The 21,365-nt window shown below is 34.4% G+C and carries 17 protein-coding genes; 3 read left to right on the forward strand and 14 right to left on the reverse strand.

The window, feature by feature from the left end; translation table 11 throughout:
- Positions 1 to 5: 5 nt before the first annotated feature.
- The 9 genes from AC3WSO_RS14155 to AC3WSO_RS14195 form a co-directional block, all read right to left on the reverse strand.
- Complete coding sequence (locus tag AC3WSO_RS14155; RefSeq protein WP_492531632.1) at positions 6 to 629, reverse strand: GNAT family N-acetyltransferase; 624 nt, start codon at positions 627 to 629, stop codon at positions 6 to 8.
- Positions 630 to 666: 37 nt separating this feature from the next.
- Positions 667 to 1,242 (reverse strand): TetR/AcrR family transcriptional regulator, encoded by a 576-nt coding sequence (locus AC3WSO_RS14160; protein ID WP_492531633.1) that lies wholly within the window; start codon positions 1,240 to 1,242, stop codon positions 667 to 669.
- Positions 1,243 to 1,664: 422 nt separating this feature from the next.
- Positions 1,665 to 2,900 (reverse strand): sensor histidine kinase, encoded by a 1,236-nt coding sequence (locus AC3WSO_RS14165; RefSeq protein WP_492534367.1) that lies wholly within the window; start codon positions 2,898 to 2,900, stop codon positions 1,665 to 1,667.
- 3 nt (positions 2,901 to 2,903) lie between these two features.
- Entirely contained in the window at positions 2,904 to 3,602 is a 699-nt protein-coding gene (locus tag AC3WSO_RS14170; RefSeq protein WP_492531635.1) for a response regulator transcription factor, read from the reverse strand.
- Between the two features lie 85 nt (positions 3,603 to 3,687).
- The gene (locus tag AC3WSO_RS14175) at positions 3,688 to 5,664 is read right to left on the reverse strand and encodes an ABC transporter permease (protein ID WP_492531637.1); all 1,977 of its coding nucleotides are present in this window, start codon (positions 5,662 to 5,664) and stop codon (positions 3,688 to 3,690) included.
- On the reverse strand, positions 5,654 to 6,373 hold the full coding sequence (locus tag AC3WSO_RS14180) for an ABC transporter ATP-binding protein (protein WP_492531639.1): 720 nt from the start codon (positions 6,371 to 6,373) through the stop codon (positions 5,654 to 5,656). Before AC3WSO_RS14180 ends, AC3WSO_RS14175 begins: the two co-directional genes overlap by 11 nt.
- A 26-nt stretch (positions 6,374 to 6,399) precedes the next feature.
- Complete coding sequence (locus AC3WSO_RS14185; RefSeq protein ID WP_492531641.1) at positions 6,400 to 7,065, reverse strand: lipoprotein BA_5634 family protein; 666 nt, start codon at positions 7,063 to 7,065, stop codon at positions 6,400 to 6,402.
- A 460-nt stretch (positions 7,066 to 7,525) separates the two neighbouring features.
- Positions 7,526 to 8,389, reverse strand: coding sequence for a hypothetical protein (locus AC3WSO_RS14190; RefSeq protein ID WP_492531643.1), 864 nt, complete (start codon positions 8,387 to 8,389; stop codon positions 7,526 to 7,528).
- Between the two features lie 296 nt (positions 8,390 to 8,685).
- Positions 8,686 to 9,717, reverse strand: a complete 1,032-nt coding sequence (locus tag AC3WSO_RS14195) for a protease inhibitor I9 family protein (protein ID WP_492531645.1) — start codon at positions 9,715 to 9,717, stop codon at positions 8,686 to 8,688.
- Between the two features lie 729 nt (positions 9,718 to 10,446).
- Between AC3WSO_RS14195 and AC3WSO_RS14200 the strand changes: the two genes are divergently transcribed.
- From AC3WSO_RS14200 to AC3WSO_RS14210, 3 genes are all read left to right on the forward strand, one after another.
- The gene (locus tag AC3WSO_RS14200) at positions 10,447 to 11,148 is read left to right on the forward strand and encodes a cupin domain-containing protein (protein WP_492534369.1); all 702 of its coding nucleotides are present in this window, start codon (positions 10,447 to 10,449) and stop codon (positions 11,146 to 11,148) included.
- A gap of 115 nt (positions 11,149 to 11,263) precedes the next feature.
- The gene (locus AC3WSO_RS14205; RefSeq protein ID WP_476426872.1) at positions 11,264 to 11,551 is read left to right on the forward strand and encodes a hypothetical protein; all 288 of its coding nucleotides are present in this window, start codon (positions 11,264 to 11,266) and stop codon (positions 11,549 to 11,551) included.
- A gap of 365 nt (positions 11,552 to 11,916) precedes the next feature.
- On the forward strand, positions 11,917 to 12,402 hold the full coding sequence (locus AC3WSO_RS14210; protein WP_492531647.1) for a DUF3231 family protein: 486 nt from the start codon (positions 11,917 to 11,919) through the stop codon (positions 12,400 to 12,402).
- A 573-nt stretch (positions 12,403 to 12,975) separates the two neighbouring features.
- Here the strand turns inward: AC3WSO_RS14210 and AC3WSO_RS14215 are convergent.
- The 5 genes from AC3WSO_RS14215 to AC3WSO_RS14235 form a co-directional block, all read right to left on the reverse strand.
- Entirely contained in the window at positions 12,976 to 15,582 is a 2,607-nt protein-coding gene (locus AC3WSO_RS14215) for a cation-translocating P-type ATPase (RefSeq protein ID WP_492531648.1), read from the reverse strand.
- An 813-nt stretch (positions 15,583 to 16,395) separates the two neighbouring features.
- On the reverse strand, positions 16,396 to 17,349 hold the full coding sequence (locus AC3WSO_RS14220) for an alpha/beta fold hydrolase (protein WP_492531649.1): 954 nt from the start codon (positions 17,347 to 17,349) through the stop codon (positions 16,396 to 16,398).
- Positions 17,350 to 17,359: 10 nt separating this feature from the next.
- Positions 17,360 to 18,058, reverse strand: coding sequence for a 4'-phosphopantetheinyl transferase family protein (locus AC3WSO_RS14225; RefSeq protein WP_492531651.1), 699 nt, complete (start codon positions 18,056 to 18,058; stop codon positions 17,360 to 17,362).
- 1 nt (position 18,059) lies between these two features.
- A complete protein-coding gene (locus AC3WSO_RS14230) occupies positions 18,060 to 18,785 on the reverse strand; it encodes an ABC transporter ATP-binding protein (RefSeq protein WP_492531653.1) in 726 nt (241 codons plus the stop codon).
- 60 nt (positions 18,786 to 18,845) lie between these two features.
- Positions 18,846 to 21,344 (reverse strand): ABC transporter permease, encoded by a 2,499-nt coding sequence (locus tag AC3WSO_RS14235; protein WP_492531655.1) that lies wholly within the window; start codon positions 21,342 to 21,344, stop codon positions 18,846 to 18,848.
- Positions 21,345 to 21,365: the final 21 nt, after the last annotated feature.

Below are 21,365 nucleotides of genomic sequence, written 5' to 3' on the forward strand. Positions count from 1 at the left end.
TTTTTTTATAAACGGTTGCAAGGTTCTACATTTTTGACCATTCTGTACAACGATAACTTTGGTTTATTGATTTCACCTGTAATCTGGTAGCCTATCCTCTGATACAATTTAATGGCGAGATTGTTCTCTTTCTTTACCGTCAGAGAGCATTTGGTAAAGCCTTGTAGACAGGCCTGTTCCTCGGCAAACTCAAGCAGCTTGGTACCTACCCCCATTCCCCGGCTTTCGGGCAATAAGGCGATTGTTCCAATGTGAAACTCGTCATCTTCTCCCTCCTTCATAGTGATCATTGAATAAAACATTTTGATATTCAGAATGTTATAAACAACAAGGCCTAGCTTTCGGAATGAAAGCAGTTGTTTAAAAGTGGGCCATGCAAGACGATTTAAAACAGGTATGGGATAGCAAGTAATCATCCCTAAAGTTTTCCCGTCAATTTGAGCTTCGTAAGCATATTGATGACTAAAGCGGTTGTTCTCCTGCTGCCATAGCGTATGAAATGTCCCTTCAACCGTGTTTTCCTCCTCAGATCCTGCAAGTGAAAACGCCATGTATTCCAATGCCATTACATTTAGCTTAGCGCTGACCATGGATCGATGATCAGCCTTTACAATAGAGATTTGATTCATTTCCTAGCACTCCTTTTCTCTTTTTATATTATTAATGTTAATTATTCTCCTTAGCTTTGAAACCATAATAAAACGTATTTAAAACAAGCGCTGAAGCTGATTTTTTAGCCACGTTACCTTCATGTACCTGTTCCCAAGTATGGAAAAGCAGGGCATAAAGCGTATTCAAAATCCATTCGCTGCTAACCGTTTGCTGAAAGTAACCTCTTTGTTGTAACAGCTCAATAACTCGTCGTAAGGGTTCCCTCAACTTCTCTTCGGCTTCACCTAATTCTTTGTTGTTAAATACAGATGCATCATGACCTAGAAAATAGATTTTGTCACCTAAAGGGATTAACGCTTCAATGAGTTCCGGGATATAGTTTTCGCTTCTTTCCTCATCCAGTGGAATCTGGTTTACGGTATCACTTACCAGTTGTATAGCCCGATGGCCCAAAAACAGCATCAATTTCTCTCTGCTTTCGACGTAGCGATGAAGTGTAGCAATGCCAATACCCGCATATTCCGCAATTTCATTCATCGAAGCAGTAGGATTTTCAACAAGCAATATTGTAGCCGCATCAAGAATTGCATTAAATCTCGCTTCCTTCAACGCTGACAAGCCTTTTCCCATTATCAATCTCTCCCTTATTTGTATAAAGTAATTATTTTTGATAGATAAATATATCATTTGATATCAATATAAACCATATTATACAAATTATCAAGCTATTGAATGTAGTTTTTTCTAAATTATTACAAAATTGTGCAAACGTAGATTTTACAGTAAATAAAAAATCCATTTTAACTAAGAGTTTAATCAAAATGGATTCTTTTCTTTTTGAATGAACATTCCTTAAAAAGTTTGATCAATTAAATGAACCTTCTCAACTAACCACCCCTTAGTTGAACAAAACACCTTAACTCTACCATCTACATTGCATACGGCTTTTTTCTCAAAAATACTATTTTCTGGAGTATCAGACAAGGTGATATGGAATCTATCAAAGGGGCGACTCCCCGATATGATATAAAAAATAACCTATTTAAAAAAATTTAGAATTTTATAAAGGTAATTATAAACTTTGTATAAACATTTTTTTCACTTTCAACTTTAATCAAGGCCTGATGCGCTTCAATAATCGCTTTTGTTAAAGCCAAGCCAATCCCAGTCGAGTCATGTTTTTTAGAAGTGCTTGCTTTGTAGAACCGATTAAAGATATGTGGTAAGTCTTCAGCTGCAATCCCTTCTCCAAAATCTTGAATTATGAGCTCTGTATAAATCGGTGTATCATTAACTTGAAGTGTGATTGTATCACCAGGCTTGGAATGCTCAATCGCATTCTTTAGCACGTTCATCAAAGCTTCTTGCATCCATAATTTATCGTGGGTAACCACTACTTCCTCCGTCCCGTCCCAGTCAATTGACAAATTCCTTTCATTGATTATATTTTCCAAACGGTTCAAAACTTCGCGAATGGTCTCCACCAAATTTAATGATTCTTTATCAAATGAAACAGCTTTGGCATCTATTTTCGCTACTTTTAATAAGTTTTGAATCAAGACATTCATTCTGGAGATTTGAATTTCATTATTTTGCAATAATTGAACTTGTTGCTGACGGGGCAAGTCTTCATTCAATAACATTTCATTATAGATTGATATAGTTGAAAGGGGCGTTTTTAATTGATGGGATATGTCTTGCAACATCTGTCCTAAAAATTCCTTCTCACCAAGTAAATCCTTCATATTTTTTCTAATTATGTCTTTCATAGAGCGAAATGAAACCGCTAATTTGGCGATATCCCCCTCTTTATTTTCATTTATTGAAACAGAGTAATCACCATCAATTATTTTCTTGGCAGTTGAAGTAAGTTGCTTGATTTTATTGAAAATAATCTTGTATTGCATATAGTTTGCCAAAAACAGTATAAATCCGAAACAAATCAATCCCCAAAATATTGTTTGATTAAAGCTAAAAATATGGTTATTTAAAAGTGGAAACAGTTTTGTCTCCAAATCTTCATATAATCCATACTGTCTAAAGATCTCTCGCCCTTTTTCCTGATACTCACTCGAATCAGAAGAATTACCTGTTAAGATTTTCATAATTTCTGCTTCATTCTCAGGATTTTGTTCAATCAATCTAGCGGTAATTTCCCCCCAGGCTGTAATAGAATCCGTTTTTAAATGATTGTAAAATATTTGGTGTGCAATTAGCTGATAAACCATAAATAGAGAAAATAAAACCATCAGTATTATCATATAGCCTTTCAATTCGGTATTTTTCATCATCTATTCTCGGTTCACATCCTTATTCCAATGATATCCCAATCCTCTCTTAGTGATGATAAACTGTGGATTTTTGGGGTCGTCTTCAATTTTTTCTCTTAATCGCAAAATGTATACAGATAACGTATTTTCCCCAAAATAAACATCCTCTTCTTCTGTTATTTTCAGTAGGATTTCATCTCTTTCTAATATTTTGTGAGCGTTTTTCATAAAAGTTAACAAAAGCTTATATTCTAAGCTTGTTAATGGAACCATTCCTTGATTTTTATATACCTTTACTTGGTTCATATCCACTTTTATATTTTCAGATATTAAAATCATTGAAATTTCTTCTATCCTAACTTGTTTGCGTAATTGTACTCTTACTCTAGACATAAGTTCTCTGACTCGAAAAGGTTTTGTTATATAATCATCTCCGCCAATATCTAGACCCATTACCACATTTGCTTCTTCATCAAGAGCCGTTAAGAAAATAATAGCTGTTGCATTATTTTGGTTTTTGAAGTGTAAACATAAGTCATAACCACTTCCATCTGGAAGGTTGATATCTAAAATAGCCAAGTCAAAAGTATTATCATTAAATTGGCTTTTTGCTTCTTTCACACTAGTAGCTCTAATCACCTCATACCCTTCATTTCTTAATGAAAATTCAATGGCTAGACCGAGTGCTTCATCGTCTTCTACAAGTAATATTTTATTCAAATATATCTTCTCCTTCCTCTCACTCCATATTAACATTTACCATCAAATCAGAATAACCTGACTATAAGTAGCCAGGCCATAGGTATTACTCTTCTCTTATCGTATCTATAATATTATCCTGTTGGATTCTTCTCAGCGGTAGCAGAACAGATAAATAACTGATTAACAATGCTGCAGCAAACGTAATGATACAAGCATTATAGGGAATCGACCATTCAACTTTAAAGAGACCGGATGCAGCAGTGTACAAAATATATGAAAGTATACAACCATAAAAAATACCTTGCAAGCTTCCAGAAAAACCGTAAAACAGTGCTTCATAAATAATCATTTTTTTCAAATCCCTTTGGGACATGCCTATGGATTTTAATGCAGCCAATTCTTTCCGTCTAATCATGATACTTATAGTAATTGTATTAAGTATATTTACGCTGCCAATTAAAGAAATGACCACAATAAAAGCATATACAAGAACTTTGATTGTGAGAGCTTCTTCATTTTTGGCTTTATTCTCTTCAAAGTTATTGACCACTGAAATATCATGTTTTTTTCCAATAGACTTCTGAATGTCTTCAACAGTCGCGATAGATTGATTTGTATCCTTCAATTCAACTTTAAAACTTAAGTCTTGTTCGGAAACCTCGGATACATTTTTAATCAACTTTAAATGTTCTAAAATTTCCAGATTCTTAGAAGAAACATTATTTTCTTCTTGTAGATAGATTGTAAGGTCCGATTCGGATGGATCGGTTACAAGTTTAGATGAAAATGCGATGTTCATTAGAGATGAAAAAGTAATAAACAATACACTACTTATAATGATTGATAAAATAGTAACGATATAACGATTTTTATTTCTTTTTACATTTTTAATTGCCATGCTTAATGGGAATGAAAAAGGCTTTCTTAGCACCTTATTATTTTGTTTTTTGATTTTCTCTTTTTTTATTGACAATCTACTACTAATTGCCAACAAAGGTGATATCCTGCCCGCGAAAAATGCGGGGTAATAACTGGACACTAATACAGTTATCAGAGTTAGAATCGAACTAGTCAATAATATCTTCCAATCTATATTGAAAAAGGAAACCTCTGAACCTTTGTCTAATAAAATCACCAAAAAGGCTTGGAGAATAGCCAGCGCCAATAAGCTGCATACAACCCCAATTGGTATGGCTATGAAAGCAAGCACGGCAGCTTCTTTCATGACAATTTGTCGAATTTGTTTTCGTGTAGCACCGATGCTTCTCAACAAGCCGAACTGCTTCATTCGCTCTACGACACTGATTTGAAAAGCGTTGTAAATAACAACAATTGTAGAAATTACAACAATACTGACGACGATAACTAGCATAATCAGAAGCGATTGATTCGTTTCCGGTTTCAAAGCTTGAATCAATTGAGTATTAATAACAATGTTATTATCTTCAGTAATTGATTTAAATTCGTCTAAAACTTCGTTAAAGTCTGCCTTCTCGTTAATTTCAATTAATATCCTTCCCTCTCCAATAGCAAACTCACTTTTATATGTTAATAATCTCCCCTCTTTATTTTTTTGTGTAAACCCACTATTATTCAGTAAACCAACCAGTTGATATGTTTTTCCGCCCAGTTCAAATGAGTCACCGATTTGAAGATCTTCTTTAATATAAGGAATTAACCAGGAATCGATAGCTACTTCATGAGCAGTGGCTGGTAATTTTCCATCTAAAAGGCTGTAAGTCAGAAAGTTTAAGGCGTGATGATCCGCGAAATTCATACGCACAGATACCTCTCCAACCGGAACGGTGTCACCCTGAGACATCAGACCATACGATTCAATTTGGGGATTAAATCTGACTTTATTTAAAATCGCCTCATCGTAGTTTGAAATGCCAACGTGAAAAGAAATTCCGTTTAACTTTTTGGTGCCTTCAATTTGAGACAGTTGTGTTCCTTTCATAAACAGACCAATAGTTGAAATTAGCGCCACAGAGAGCACGATTCCAACCAAGGTCAAAATTGTTCGTTTCATATTCCCCTTTAAATACTTAGTACCTAGTTGCTTATAACTATTGATCAAAATCATTCCCCCCGGTCATTGACTCTTTCGCAGTCAGTCGTTGGTCAGAAATGATTTCACCGTCTTGTATTGTGATAATTCGATCCGAAGCTGATGCTATCGTTAGATCGTGGGTAATCATTACAATGGTTTGATTGTATTTTTTTGCAGTTAATCTTAATAGATCCATAACTTCTTTCGTATTTCGAGTATCCAGATTACCTGTAGGCTCATCAGCAAGTATCAAATGTGGACGATTAATAAGCGCCCTGCCAATTGAAACCCGTTGCTGTTGCCCTCCAGAAAGTTCAGATGGCAAGTGGTTCTTACGTTCTTGAAGCCCCAGGATAGTAATAATTTCATTTAAATACTCCATATCTATAGATTCACTGTCCAATAACGTAGGTAAAGCAATATTTTCTTGGACATTTAATACTGGTATCAAATTAAAGAATTGAAAAATGAACCCAACTTTTCTTCTTCTGAATACTGAAAGCTCATTATCCGAGTATTCATAAATATCATTTTCCCCAATTAGTACCTTCCCTGAACTAGGGCGATCCAACCCACCTAAAATATGTAGCAGTGTACTTTTTCCAGAACCAGAAGCACCGACAATTGAGACAAACTCGCCTTGCTGAATAGAAAGATCAATTCCTTTTAACGCATCTACCCTGTTATTGCCTTCCCCATAACTTTTCACTATATTCTCCATACGTACGACTTCCATATAACCCATCCTTTCAACATTAAAACTCAATCCTGTATATCTACAAAATTCACTTTGTCTTTGCTATCTGGATAAACTTTCTTAATTGTTTCAAAAATCCTCTCTACTTTTTCTTTATCTTTATAATCAAATTTATTATCCAGGGAAAGCAGTGTAATAACGGAATCTGGTTCCGTTAACTCATCATAAGATTGGTCATTTAGAATAACAAAATCCATAGGGCTATACCCGACCCATATTTGATTCTTAACATAATGTACAGGTATCATTTGTCCATTCAAATCTATATGGTGATCTACCATATCAAAATCATCTAAAGAGTAGAACAAATTTAGTGAACCAGATAATTCTTTAATTTCATGAACAGGTTCTGAAATGGTAGACACACTGTCTGGTTCTTTTCTTGCTCTAATAATTCCTTTCCTAATAAATTGTTCAGCTGTATTTTTGTTAATAACAATATACTTCCTTTCGGATTCACCTTTTTTTGTTACTACGAACTTCACTTTGTAATCAACAGTTCGTTCGGTTTTATTTTTATATTCCTGCTTAACTTTACTCACATCTTTTTCTGTGCCGATAACTAATATTCCATTGGCCGATTGCGGTGGACCTTCAACATAACGTTTTACTCCGTATCCTATACCTAAAAAAATGGAGATAACTAAGACTAATCCTATAATTTTTTTCATTATATATTTCTCCTTTTTCTTAATGTCTAAATTATAGACTAGATATACTTTATATTTGAATAACTGTTGTCTTACTATTTATTCTCTATTCTTACTCATTAGTAAGAATAAACATTTTCAAAATAGCAGTTCGCTTTTTGTAGGAAGAATTCCGATTGTAAGTGCTTTTGTAAATGTGAACAATCTTAATTTTCAACAGCGACTCAAAAAAAAACTCCATTTTGAAAAAATTTTAATCAAAATGGAGTTTCTTTATTAGATTTTTATAAATGCTCTTCAACGCCATACTTTTAACGAAAAAAGAATATCCTCCGAAGGGATCTTATGGGCGGAGTCCAATAGGAGTGCATCCTACTATTAGGCGCCAATGGGATTCCATTGTCCTTACCATGTTGTCGTAATCTACCTAACCTAACTAGTTAGGTTAGGTAGATTATAGCATCGTTCTAATTAAAATTCGTTAATGGTAAAAAGCTGTGGCAATTTCAAGAGCTTTAAGTGGCTCTTTGATTGAATCAAGCGTATAGACCAGTTTGTCGTCCTGCCAAACTATCGAATTCCCTGATTCATAAACATCTAAGCGCGCAAAACCGTTTTGTTTTGGAATTGGGAGCATATGTGTTTCTAGAAATTGGACTGCCTGTTTTGCAAGTTTCATACCTGCTTCTGGATTGTCTGTTCGTGTATGTGTCGTAATTGCCCATCTTCCCTCATTCCAACCAGTCCATAAAGAACCAGCTCCTGCATCCTGATAACCTTTAATGCTATAGCCAAGATCAACCTCTTGACCACCATTTTGACTAAAGTTCACAAAAGCGATTTGCTCATTTGCTTCTTTAGCATTCTGATATTGTTTTACTACTAGTCTTGCAATAGCAGTAGCTGACTGTGAATTTTTAAGCTTTGGATCATTGATTGGCAAATACTTTTTACTTTCAAAAAATAGTATTTCAACTTGGTTAGCTTCAACCTTAGTTGTTGCAGTTAAAAATGTACCTTCTGTAATCGGTAGCCCTTTTGGTAAAGTTATAGATAAATTAGTTTTAAGCTGGTTCTTAATATTTTTTAGTACACCAGCCTGTGTAAGAGGTGCTTCTGTGTTTCCCTTACTTGTTTTAGAAGGTTCCTGATTTTCGTTTGATTGATGCTCTTCTTGTGACTTGTTTGACTCGTTAGATTTTTGTTCCTCTTGTGGCTTGTTCGGCATGTTAGATTCCTGTTCCTCTTGTGGCCTGTTCGGCACGTTAGGTTTTTCTTCTTTATCAGAGCATGCACTTATTATACTGAAACCTAAAAGTATGGAGATAAAAAGTATTTTTTTCATGGCATTAGCCCCCTAATTTTTTCTTCCTGTCCTTAATCAACTGAAACTTTTTGTTATTTAACCACATTAATTCATTTCATCAAGTCATTAAACTTTTGACCGTGCATAGTGTATTCCTCATTCTTTGCCTTTAGAAAAACAAACTTATCAAGAATCTTCTTGTCTTTCATTTTTAAGCCTTAAACGAAGAATGGCTTTGTCATCAACTGAACCACAAAATACTGACGTTGTTATTACCACTAATGGAATTAGAGTTCTTAAATGTGAAATCTCACTTGTTTCTTCTGGAGGTTAATCTATTCTTTCACTTCTTTTAGGGTCACTTTAATACGAGGATAATAGATACTCGTAACACCTTCAAACGCGGAATCGGTGCCAATAAATAACCACAGTTCTCCTTTTTTATCAGTTTCAACAATAAACGGGCGTTGTTTATTATTAAAAGGTTTTAACTCATACTTCTTATCTATTGTCGTTTTTGCCAAGTCACCAATCATAAATGCATCTTTACCTTCTTCTTTTTGATTCCCTTTATCAATATTCATCAAATAAAATCCCGTTTTATCTCTAACTGGGATTGGTTCCGTATTGGTTGCACCAATTTTCACAAATACACTTTCACCAGGCGATCCACCTACACCTATTTTATCTCCAGCATTAGTGGCAATATCGAAATCAAACGTCACACTATATTTTGTATTTGGTTTTAATCGATTATTTGTATCCAATTTCTTCTTAACAAACATAAATAAATCGTCACTTCCATTATATCCACTTAAGTAAAGACCTTTTTGTTTATTGTTTATTTCTTTAGGTAGTGACTTAAGAGAAAATCGGAGCTTATAACGAAGTTTATCTTTATATGGATAGTCAGAAAATCCACCGATCCATCCATTTTTATCCTTGCTAAAAGTTGATTCAACAATGATATCATCGTAATTTGTTACTATCTGGTCTAAATCAATAAGTGTGACAAACGCATTTTTGTTTAACAATAAAATTTGCTCTTTGGTTAAATCTCCAGCAAAACCACTGATAATGCTATCATAAGTATATCTTCTTGAAAATTCGCCAATTTCCTTTTCAAGTTTCGCATAGTCTTCATTGTTGAGCATTTTATTAAAATTAACAATTACTGAGAATACATCCGATGTCGAAGCTCCCTCAATCTTTCGAGTTAGTTCTTCTGATATTTTATAAGGGAGAATATTTACATCGTGTACATTACTGTGTGCTGCTAATGCCGGTTTAGTCAAATTTAACCCTGAAACTGATCCACAAAATACTAACATTGTTGCTACTACTAATGAGCTTTTTTTAATATTCATTTATTTACCTCCTAAAATTTGATTCAGTTAATAGACGAGAATAAGATTGGATTTTTTTAAAAATCCAATCCAAGTGTATTAAACGCTACCCTAAAGTTATAGAACTCAATTACCTAACTAAATTAGTTAGGTAATTGTTATTATAAACATTTATTCTCGAAAATTCATCAATTTTCTTTTCGACTTTTCATAGTCAAATAATCTTCTTTGTGAGCGTTTTATCAAAATAACCATTACTGAGAATTTGTTTGATGTCGAATCTTCTCCTATCTTATAAGGGAGAATACTTACTCTTGAACCTTACTGTGTCTAATAGCGACTCAGTCAAATTTAATCCTGAAACTGATCCGCAAAATAATACATTGTTACAACTACTAAGGATTTTTTCAAATTCCTTATTTACCTCCTAAAATTCTAATTCAATTATTAGACGAGAATTTATTACAATGAGTTTCATTGTTTTTCAAAAAAAAACCAATTCGAGGATGTAAAACGCTAACATAAAGTTATAGAGTTCTTTATTGAAAGCCCACTCATTTCTTCCCAGTTTTTAATGAGGCTACGCCTAAAGTGGTTCTTTCATCAACCGGAGCCCACTTTCGAAAGCTTTGGCCAACATGTTTTTTGTAAGAAAGCAGATAATGGGCGTTTGCGTAAGCCTAAAATAGCTTTGTACATATTCTGTGCTTAAGACATGTATTGAAAATTAACTAGAGAAAGGATGTAAGTATTAGCTCAAATATTGACTATACTTCACCGTCAACACAGTTCACCTCTGATGTCAATGACAACACTCTTTTTAAAAGAGATGATCGGAATTTTATAAACATTCTAGGTGTAGAACAATTAAATACGTTAGAAAATACATCTTTGCTTGATATTTTTCTAAGTAAGAATAAGATGATAGAGCCTCACTATCATCAAAATGCAGCAGAACTTGTTTATTGTATTTCCGGTGCTGCCATTGTTTCTATATTAAATCCCTTTACAAAAGAGATTAAAAACTATCCGATCGAGCCTGGCCAAGTCGCCAATGTACCGCAAGGATGGTGGCATTATGAAATAGCTACTGAGAATGACACGCATTTACTAGCTATTTTTGATGCTCCAACTCCTGATGTAATTTTAGGTTCAGATATATTGAAATTTACACCTTCCAATATCATGGCCCACGCGTACTGTTTAGATGAAACTCAGTGGAAGAAAACAATTGCGCCTGTTGTACCATCAACATATATCGGTCCACCTAAAGATTGTAACCGTGTAAAATCAACCACTGAAAATCAAAAAGATCAAAAGCAGCAAAAAGATCCTCATCATAAACATAAAAATAAATATATGCCTTTGAACCCATATCCACCATATCGCTATCCAAATATGAATCCTTATATGAATCCTTATGGCTCAAATCCTTATGGTTCATATTATTAATTAATAGTATGACTCGACATCATAAGCTCTACACCTTTCATTGCATAAAATTAAATAAAAAGGAAAATCTATATTTTAAGTCATAGCTTCGTTATTACTAAAAGAGGTGTAGAAGATGGAATTATTTCCAGTGATCCATACAAATTTTTGGGATGCTGTAATAGCCGTTCCAGCAGTGTTACTTATTACACAGCTAATTAAGGTATTTATGCGTGTTCAGCCTAAATATGTTCCTGCGATCGCCCTTGTTATTGGCTTGATTATTTCTATCTTCATTAGCCATAGACATAATCTTATTGCTGGAATATTTATGGGCTTTTTTTATGGTTATGCAGCTATCGGAAACTTTGCTGCATTAAAAACAACTATTAATAGCTATAAAAGCAAGAAATTAAAGGAATAAAACCTCTCAGCTTTTATACAAATAATATGTAACAATCAATAAAGGTTGATTTTCACTCTGAGTTGGCGCTTTCAGCTCAAGCTCATCCCGCAGGAGTCGCCACTCTCCGTGAAAAATCAACAACTCCTCATCATTAGTTTGAATAAATAAGCTAGAGCCAAAACAATATTATAATTTTGATTAAAACAAAAAAATCCCATGCCATTGTGCGAAAGCGAAGCGTCAGCGACAAAGCGCCCAGTCGAAACAGAAATCAACTCTACGTTATAACCCCCCTTTTATTGTAAAAAATGATTAGAATTTCATTTAAAAACACATCCTAATCTCAAATAAATGAACGAGAACATGAGTTAGGATGTGTAATTATGGAATTGGCAAACGGAAATTTAACATCATTACGATATAAGGAGATTTTTAAGATTTGGACGCAGATTGGCGTTAATAATGGCTATCTAGCTTCAAATCATGCATTCTTCAAGCACGCTGTTGATAAAAAACTGAAGGCTATTATTGTGGATTTTGTGCAATGTTTAAAAGAGGAAAATAAACAACTAACAGCGTTATTAAAGGAAAATGGAGTACTTGCCCCTACTACATCGATCGACTATGGAAAATTGAAAATGAAAAATATACGAGGGAAAAAAGCTATTAATGATACAGAAATCAGCACCGTTTTATCGATGAATATAGCTTCTTCAGTTATTTCAGTCAGTCAGGCTTTAGAAATGTCTGTGAAGAAGAAACATACAGCAAAATACGGAGAGCTTCATATGAGGTATGCGATACTTGGCGCTAAGCTAATACGGCTCAGTAACGATAAAGGCTGGCTACTAGCTCCTACAACAATTTAATGTTTCTCTTTAAATGAGGGAGGTTCCTATTTTATGTTACTCGCTTTCCCGTGGACGAGCGTCGAATTGCTCGCCCGCTTATGTTGCCGCTGACATTTCGTTTTCGCACAGACAAAACTCTATTGTTAAAGTTTCATTTTATCACTATAAAGTAGGGGGCCATGTCAGAAGATACATGTTATGTGAATTGGGTGATTGGAGTGGAGACTGGACGACTCCTCGGGGATCAGCAATAGAGGAACGAAGGCTAAAACCATCACGTCCTGTGATAACGCCTTCGTGATCAACATCGTGTTGACCCGAGACCCTACAGCGCAGCGGATGTTTTCTGTGCGAAAGCGTAGTGCTAACGTAGCGGCAGCAATAAAAGCGGCTCATCGGACGCCCCCAGGAAAGCGTCCAGTTGGAACGGAAATTAACCCCTCATTTTGCCCAAGTCTATACCTTATTTAAGTAAGATATCTTCATTTCATTTCACAATAGCTTTTTAAGCGCCTCATTCACAAAAATTCTGATTTTAACACTAAAAAGCTCTCGTTTCAACAAAACGAGAGCTTCAATATTTATTACTCATTATCGACTTCTCACGAACAACAGCTTGTACCACTGATTCACGATGAACGGTAGTACAGACAAGCTATAAATAAAGCCTAATTGTGCGGTACTTAATGTAGCAACTTCAAACACACCTGTGAGCATTGGAATAAACAATACTGCGTGTAAACTTAAAAAACCGATTAAGAATGCAAGCCAAGTATATTTATTCGAAAATAGTCCAATGGCGAAGATAGATTCTTTAGCTCTGGAATTGAAGCCATGCACTAATCGAGACAAGCATAATGTTGTAAATGCCATCGTGCTCGCCGTTAAAGTATCACCCGTTGACAATCCAATTTCAAAGGCAATCGTTGTCGAAATGGCAATTAATATTCCTTCGAGCACCACTTGAGTAGTAAATGCTTTATTTAATAATGGTGCATGAATATTTCGAGGCCTGTCCTTCATTGTTTTTTTATTATTCGGCTCTAAACCAATTGCAATCGCCGGTAAACTATCCGTTAGTAAGTTAATAAATAATAGATGCACAGGTGCAAAAGGAACTGGCAATCCTAATATTGTTGCATATAAAACAACAAAAATGGCACCCGCATTTCCCGATAATAAGAACAAAATAGCGTTTTTAATATTCGTATAAATACTTCTACCGTTTGCAATAGCCTTTACAATCGTTGAAAAATTATCATCCGTTAGTATCATAGAAGAGGCATCCTTCGCGACTTCTGTGCCGGTAACTCCCATTGCCACACCAATGTCGGATTGTTTTAGCGCAGGACCATCATTAACACCATCTCCTGTCATGGCGACGACATGCCCTTTTTCTTGCCACGCTTTCACGATACGAATTTTTTGAGCCGGTGTTACTCGGGCATAAACAGAAAAATCGTTAACCTTTTCTTGAAGCTGCTGATCTGTTAAGCCTTCAATTTCATGCCCTTCAATCGCTTCAGAGGGATCATTTAAAATCCCGATTTGATTGGCAATAGCCGTTGCCGTAATTTTATGATCACCTGTAATCATCACCGGCTTGATACCAGCTTTTATACATTTTTTAACCGCACCTTCAGATTCTTTTCTTGGAGGATCCATCATCGCGATTAAACCAACAAAGATTAAATCTTTTTCGGCTCTTACATCGATTGCTCGATGTCCCTTTACCTCTTTGTAGGCAACTGCTAGTACCCTTAACCCCTTCATAGAAAAATCACGATTTACTGCTTCGATTTTTTGGCGTTGTTGTTTTGTAATATTAAATACGCCTTTTGAAGTTTCAATTTTCGCAATTTTAGGGAGAAGGACATCTAATGCTCCTTTTGTAATCATAATAGATTGCTGATTGATAGTATTCACAGTACTCATGAGCTTTCTATCTGAATCAAAAGGGATTTCAGCCACTCTTGGATAATAATCTCTTACTAATAGTTCGTCAAAATCATATTGTTTCCCTAATTTTACGAGTGCAACCTCAGTAGGATCACCGATTTCCTTACCGTCCCTTTCCACTGCATCACTGCATAATATTGCCTTTAACATAAGATCTCTCTCAACTACATTTTCAGTATAGAGCTGATCATGTGGAATCACTTTTTCATCCACATAAACCTCTTGAACAACCATTTTATTTTCAGTTAAAGTTCCTGTTTTATCTGAACAAATGACAGATACACTTCCAAGACTTTCAACAGCATAAAGCTTTCGAATAATGGCATTTTCCTTTGCCATTTTCTGTGTACCAAAAGCTAGCACAATAGTAACAATCGAGCTTAACGCTTCTGGAATTGCTGCCACGGCAAGTGAAACAGCAAACATAAACGATTCTACAAGCGCACGTCCTCTAACAAGGTCAATCACGAAAATAGCTAGACAGATTAACGTAATCCCTAAAGCTAATTTTTCTCCGAAATGATCTAAACTTACTTGTAACGGTGTTTTCTTCTCTTTGGCAGTATCTAGTAAATTTGCAATTTTGCCGATTTCAGTCTGCATACCGATAGCTGTAACCATGACAATACCACGACCAGTTGTCACATAGCTTCCAGAGTATACCATGTTCTTTTTATCAGCAACTGTTACATTACTTTCCTTAATGGCATCAACACTTTTCCCTACAGCGATTGATTCACCTGTCAGCGAGCTTTCATTGATATGCAAATTATGACTTTCTAATAATCTCCCATCTGCATTAATATAATCGCCAGCCTCCAAATAAAGAAGATCTCCAACGACTAGATCTTCTGAAGCAATCTCTATTAGCTGATTATTTCGCATTACTTTGGCAATTGGGGAGGTTAAGGCTTTTAAATTATCCAAAGACTGTTCTGCCTTGACATGCTGAACAGTACCTAGGATAGCGTTTAATATAACGACAACCATAATTACAACGGTGCTTCCCACTTCTCCTAATAGAAATGAAACGAAAGCAGCAATGATTAAAATAATGACTAATAAATCTTTAAACTGTCCAAAGAAAACGGCAAATGCACTTGTTTTTTTTCCTTCCGCTAATACATTATAGCCGTATACTTCCTGCCTCTTTTGAACGTCATAATCACTCAATCCTTGATCTGTCACGTTCAAATTTTTCATAACTTCAGCTGATGATTGTTGATGATATTCTGACATTCGATTCCCCCTCCATTTGAAATTATTAAGTAACTCACAGCAGCCACCCTATCCCGAATTCCTTCTTACTGACTGAATTCAGGATAAAATGCTGTTATTAGTTAATAAGTTAGATTCCCAACAGTAGACCCCTTTGAATTATCTATCTTAGGCAGAGATAAACTTTTATATCCTAAAAATAGTATTGAATCATCAGACTCTCTATCTACTCGAGCCCCTAAAATACTTTAACTACAACAATCTATTCCTTGCCCTATTCCAGTATGATAATAATCGATATAGAAATTAAATATTTATTTGATAGGTGAACATATAAAATAGATTCTGTATTACATTTATGTAAATTTCATCAATTTTCGAACAGCAGTACTCATACTACTAAGAATTAAGAATCTTTAATACATCAAAAGTTGAAGGACAAAGAACAAATGCGTTAAAGCACTCGAGAGATTGAAGTGACCTCGAGGATGTAATATCTTAGCTTAGACAAAACTCTGCCCTTGATTATCCACAACTTAAAAATCTATATTTTCCTTAATCGAGTAGAAGGTGCCTTGCACTTGAGTAACAATACTTCTGTCTTTGTAGCTGACTGGTACCCTATAGATTACGTCCATACTAGGCGCGCACAATAAAAAAACAGCTTGCGATTACAAACTGTTTTCTCTAGATATTATTAATATGAATTTTTAGAAGACGCATTTTGATTCTCTAATTATTTCACGTACAGAAAGCGATTTTGAGTTACACATTTTACAATAAAACTTTACATAAAAATTAAGAGTTTAATTAAATACAATTGAAGAAAAATTTTTAATCGAGTTGTTCTAAAAATATTTGAATTTCCTGTGCCATTTGTTCAGCTTTTTCATGATGAATGTAGTGCTTAGTGTTTTCATAGACTACTTGCTTCGTATTTGTAGATAACCCCAATAATTCTGTTTGTGTTTGTGACCAATTTTTATAGCCATTATTTGTTGCACTAAACAAAAGTAATGGAATATCCCCTAGGGTACCATTTTGTAATATTATTTCTCCATTAGAGCTCATTTCTTGTATTTCGTTCTCCATTGTAGAATTGTTCATATTTTTTATGGCCATGAATTTTTTTATATCTTGTAAGTCCTTTGGTAAATTATCAATATCAATGAAAACCTTATCTAGGACTCCTGTTTTAGATATTGCATTAATTAGTCCTATTTCACCGATACTCTTTATCGTATTCCAACTAATTTTTTTAGTGAATGTATATTTAAAGTTCTTTGCGTATGTTGGACTAATGCCATCAATAAAAACAAGCGCTTTTATTTCTTGTGGGTAACGCTGTGCATAACGTATTGTTTCTAAGGCCCCCATAGAATGGGCCACTAGCACATAAGGCGGAGCCTCATTTACTCTTTGAAGCGTTTCTCGTAATTCATCTACCATTGTATCAATATTGCGATCGTCAGCTGTTTTATCGCTCCAGCCATAGCCAGGACGTTCATATAAAATAATTTCATATTGGTTCTTTAACTTACTATATAGAGGATAGAAATCAGCATAAGGAGAAGTAGTTCCACTTCCAGGTAGCAAAATGATACTGGAATTACTTTTCGATGATTCACCCGTTTTATAAACATGAATATTATGTTGATTGACTTCTACCATCTCTCCTGGTATTGGGTAATTACTCATGTTATTCATCTCCATTTTATACGTAATCCTTGTTACAAGCAGCAGTATTGCGATGATGAACAAAATAATAAAAATATGTTTTTTTCGCACAATCTAACACCTACTTTAAATTAACAAGATATTGATACAAATAATTGACTGATATTACAGTAGTTTCTTTTGGAAACTTTTCATGCTGTGCACAAATTGTCATCTTATAAGGCTTTTCTATTTGTTCTTCATAAAAAAAATGTGGTTGATCATATAAAGCTTGATGTTTGTCTTCAACTTTAATCACTCCCGAACTCATGTGAAAAGTAAACGAATCTATAGATTTAGATAAACCTAGTCCTAATTTTTTTACATAGCTTTCTTTCAATGTCCACAATCGATAAAACAATTCTATCTTTTCCCTTTTAGGTGTTTGAAGAAGGAGCAATTGCTCCTTCTTTGAAAAAAACGTACTCATACCATTAATGTCTATAGGTAGGATTTCTTCAATATCAACCCCAATAGGCGTTTGATCGATTACGCACACACCCCAACTACCAGAATGAGAAAGATTAAAATGAATAGATGACCCAGGTAAGAAGGGTTTTCCAAATTGATTTGTTTTATAATACATCTCCTCAAATTTCATTCGATACAATTTATGTAACATCACCCTAAGTAAGACATGTGTGCTCAATTTTAAGTCTCGATCATTTTTTCTCTTATATCTTAAAATTTTCTGCTGCATGTCTTCGTCTAAAGTGTCTAAAAAGAGCGTATACACTTCTTCTGATAAAGGCTTTGTGATGTTAACTGCAAAGCTATTCATATTATCCACCAATTTTTTCATGAGTGATGTTATTCTTTTCAATCCATTGTTCAGATTCAATTTCCCCATCTAATAAACGAATGACTCTATTACCATATAAGGCCGCGTCTTGTGAATGAGTTACTTGAATAATAGAAATATTCTTTTCTTGATTTATTCGTTTGAAAAGTTCCATTACGCCTGTACCCGATTGGCTATCCAAATTACCAATTGGTTCATCAGCTAATAATAACTTTGGCGAATTAATCAGCGCTCTAGCAATAGCTACGCGCTGTTGTTGCCCCCCAGAAAGCTCATTAGGCATATATCTTCGACGATCTTCCAAACCAACAATATGAAGTAATTCATCCAATGTATTCTTATATTCTTTTGCATTTTTTCCATCCATCAACACGGGCAAAAGAATATTCTCTTCAACACTTAAGTTAGGAATTAAATTGTAAAATTGAAAAATAAATCCTATTTCAGCTCTCCTCAATTTACTAATTTGTTTATCCTTTAATACATGCAAATCTTCATTATTAAAATGAATCGTACCCGATGTAGGATTGTCTAACCCCCCTAACAAATATAGAAGGGTACTTTTCCCGCAGCCTGAAGGGCCCATAATCGAAACAAATTCACTCTCATTCACACTAAATGTAATATCTTTTAAGATTGGAATTTCTAATTTTTCTTTTGTCAATAGTTTAGAAACATTGTTAACTGTTAATATTGGTTTATTCATCAAAACATCCTCTCTTACCACCGTTTGTGTTACACATACCTTTTTCAGTAAAGAACAGTTTTAATCAAAACGAAGATAATCTACAACACGCATCTTATAGAGTTTAAAGATTGGGATGAAGATGGTACATAAAAATAGTAAGAATAAAGAGATTATTAAATAACTAGCAAACTGATATGGATAATCAAAGGAGAAGGCAATGCCTACGCCCCATAAAAAATCAGGAAGCATTTTGGCAATTATAAAGCTTAAGAAGAATGCTAGGAAACTCGCAAACAGGCATACCCCGATTGTTTCTACTGTGAACATACGAACAAGTTGCATCTTACTCATACAGACTGAATGTAAGATTGCCAATTCACGCTGCCTTTGAAGGAAACTAATAAGCAAATTATTACCGATTCCAAATCCAGCTAATAATACTGCCAAAATAATTAAAATTTTTAGTACCATAAACAAGTTATCGACACCTTGCATACTTTGTTCGATGTTTTCTTCCAATGTTCTTACTTGAGATGACGTATTCATTAACCTCTGTGAGATACTTTTACTTACTTCTTGAACATTGCCATCCGTTTTCAACAATATTTGAAACGGTTGAGTTGAAATATCCTTTTGAAAATTCTCCAAACTAATCATGGCTACACTTCGGTTTGTCGAAAAATTAGCAGCATCCATAACACCAATGATTTCGTAATCTTGAATTGCTTTCCCTTTTACTACAATCTTTACCTTGTCCCCTATCTGTAGGTTATAGAGGTTTAAAATAAATTTATCAACAATCATATAATTCCCTGTAAAAAGTTTCTTGCTATCAACTTCATTATATTTAACACCATCTTTATGGAATTCCTTGAACACTTTATTTGGATCTAACCCAATATAAGTGATATGGCCAGTTTGCCCTTTTCCTGTTTGAATTTGTTCAAAGCCTAAATATTCTTTGTAAGGTTCTAATACACCAGTCTCACTCTTTAGAAAATCGTATAGATTTTGGTCTTTTTCCAGCGAGGTAATAGAAATGTCAAAATCATTAGCATTAGAGATACCTGTCATGTAATTTTGAACACCAATAATAACAGTATAAATTGTGATGATAAGGGTCAGAACAACCGTAATCAGCGTAATATTATTCCGTAACAAACGATTATTTTCTAGGTTTTTAAATCCAAATTGTAGATTATATGATACGAGCGAACGTAAAATCTTAGTCCCTAGAAACACAGACCATCGGACAAGATACGGAACAAAAAGAATTCCCCCAACAAATACCATCAAAATACTAATAAGCCCCATAATCAAGTTATAATTAGTATTGAAATAGCTTATTATTAGTGCAGTTCCCATAAAACCTATTCCCCATAAATACCCGAACTTTGAATAGCCAGTATTCGTTTTAAAATTATTCATAAGGATTTGTTTAATGGAAACATTGCTTAATTTAAGAACAGGGATAAAGCTACTTAATATCGAGACACCAATAGTAAAGACTAAGGTCAATCCAATATATATCCATTGGTTTGGGTTCGAAAAAATTGAGATTGTTTCATCATAACTATTCAACACTTCAAATAAAATAGGACTGACCGCTAATCCAGTGCCAATACCAACGATTCCGCCTATGATTCCAAAAAAGAGACTTTCTGCTAAGAGCATAAGGCGTATATGCCATTTAGACGCACCGATACTTTTAAATGTTCCAATAACTGTAATTCTCTCTTTGATAATAACATTGAATAAAGAGGAAATAATATAAAAACTAATGACAATTACAATAAGTAACACAAAAAATAATGCGAGAAGAATCGTATTCGTTTGATCTTCAAGAGTTTGATTGTCATACACAGATGCAATAGAAAGTGAAGGATTATGTTCTTTTAATTCATTTACCACTTTCTCTACTGCTATGTGATCGGTTATCTCTACATAGCGTACATTTACGGCATTAGATACCCCATATAAGTCGTTTGCTGTTTTAAGTGGAATCACCACTGATTTCGTTAATTCACTTTCTTGAGCAAAGAAGCCCACCTTCTTCGCTACAGCAAAAATTGTAAACTGTTCATCCATTCCGTTAACATTTAATAGGATTGTATCACCTATTGAATATCCTTCCTTCTTCGCCATATCCTCACTTATAATAACTTGTTGTTCTGAAAATGATTCACCTGATAGTCGTGAGTCAATTTGCAAAAGCCCTAATGCTTCCGCTTCTTTAGGGATAAGGCCGAACGTATTAACTTTAAGAATAGTGTTAGAACTTTCGAGGCTATTAATGCTATAGAAAACATCTAAAGTACTCTTTATATCTTTATGCACTGCATTAAGAGAATCAACATTTAAAAAGGGGTTTTCTTGGTCCTCACTTGGCATTATTGAAATGTCAATATCCCCATATGCGCGTTGAATATGCGATGTATAAGACGCCTCAAAATAATCCCTGATTCCTAAATTAATAAATAGTAAAAAAGTGGTCAGAGAAAGCGCCACAAGCATTATGAAACTTCTAAACTTCTTTTCACATATATTTCTCCATAAATACTTCAAAAAAATTGTCATCTAGTAAATTCCCTCCTTCCT

The sequence above is a fragment of the Lysinibacillus sp. EB106-09-02-XG168 genome, from assembly GCF_058791475.1.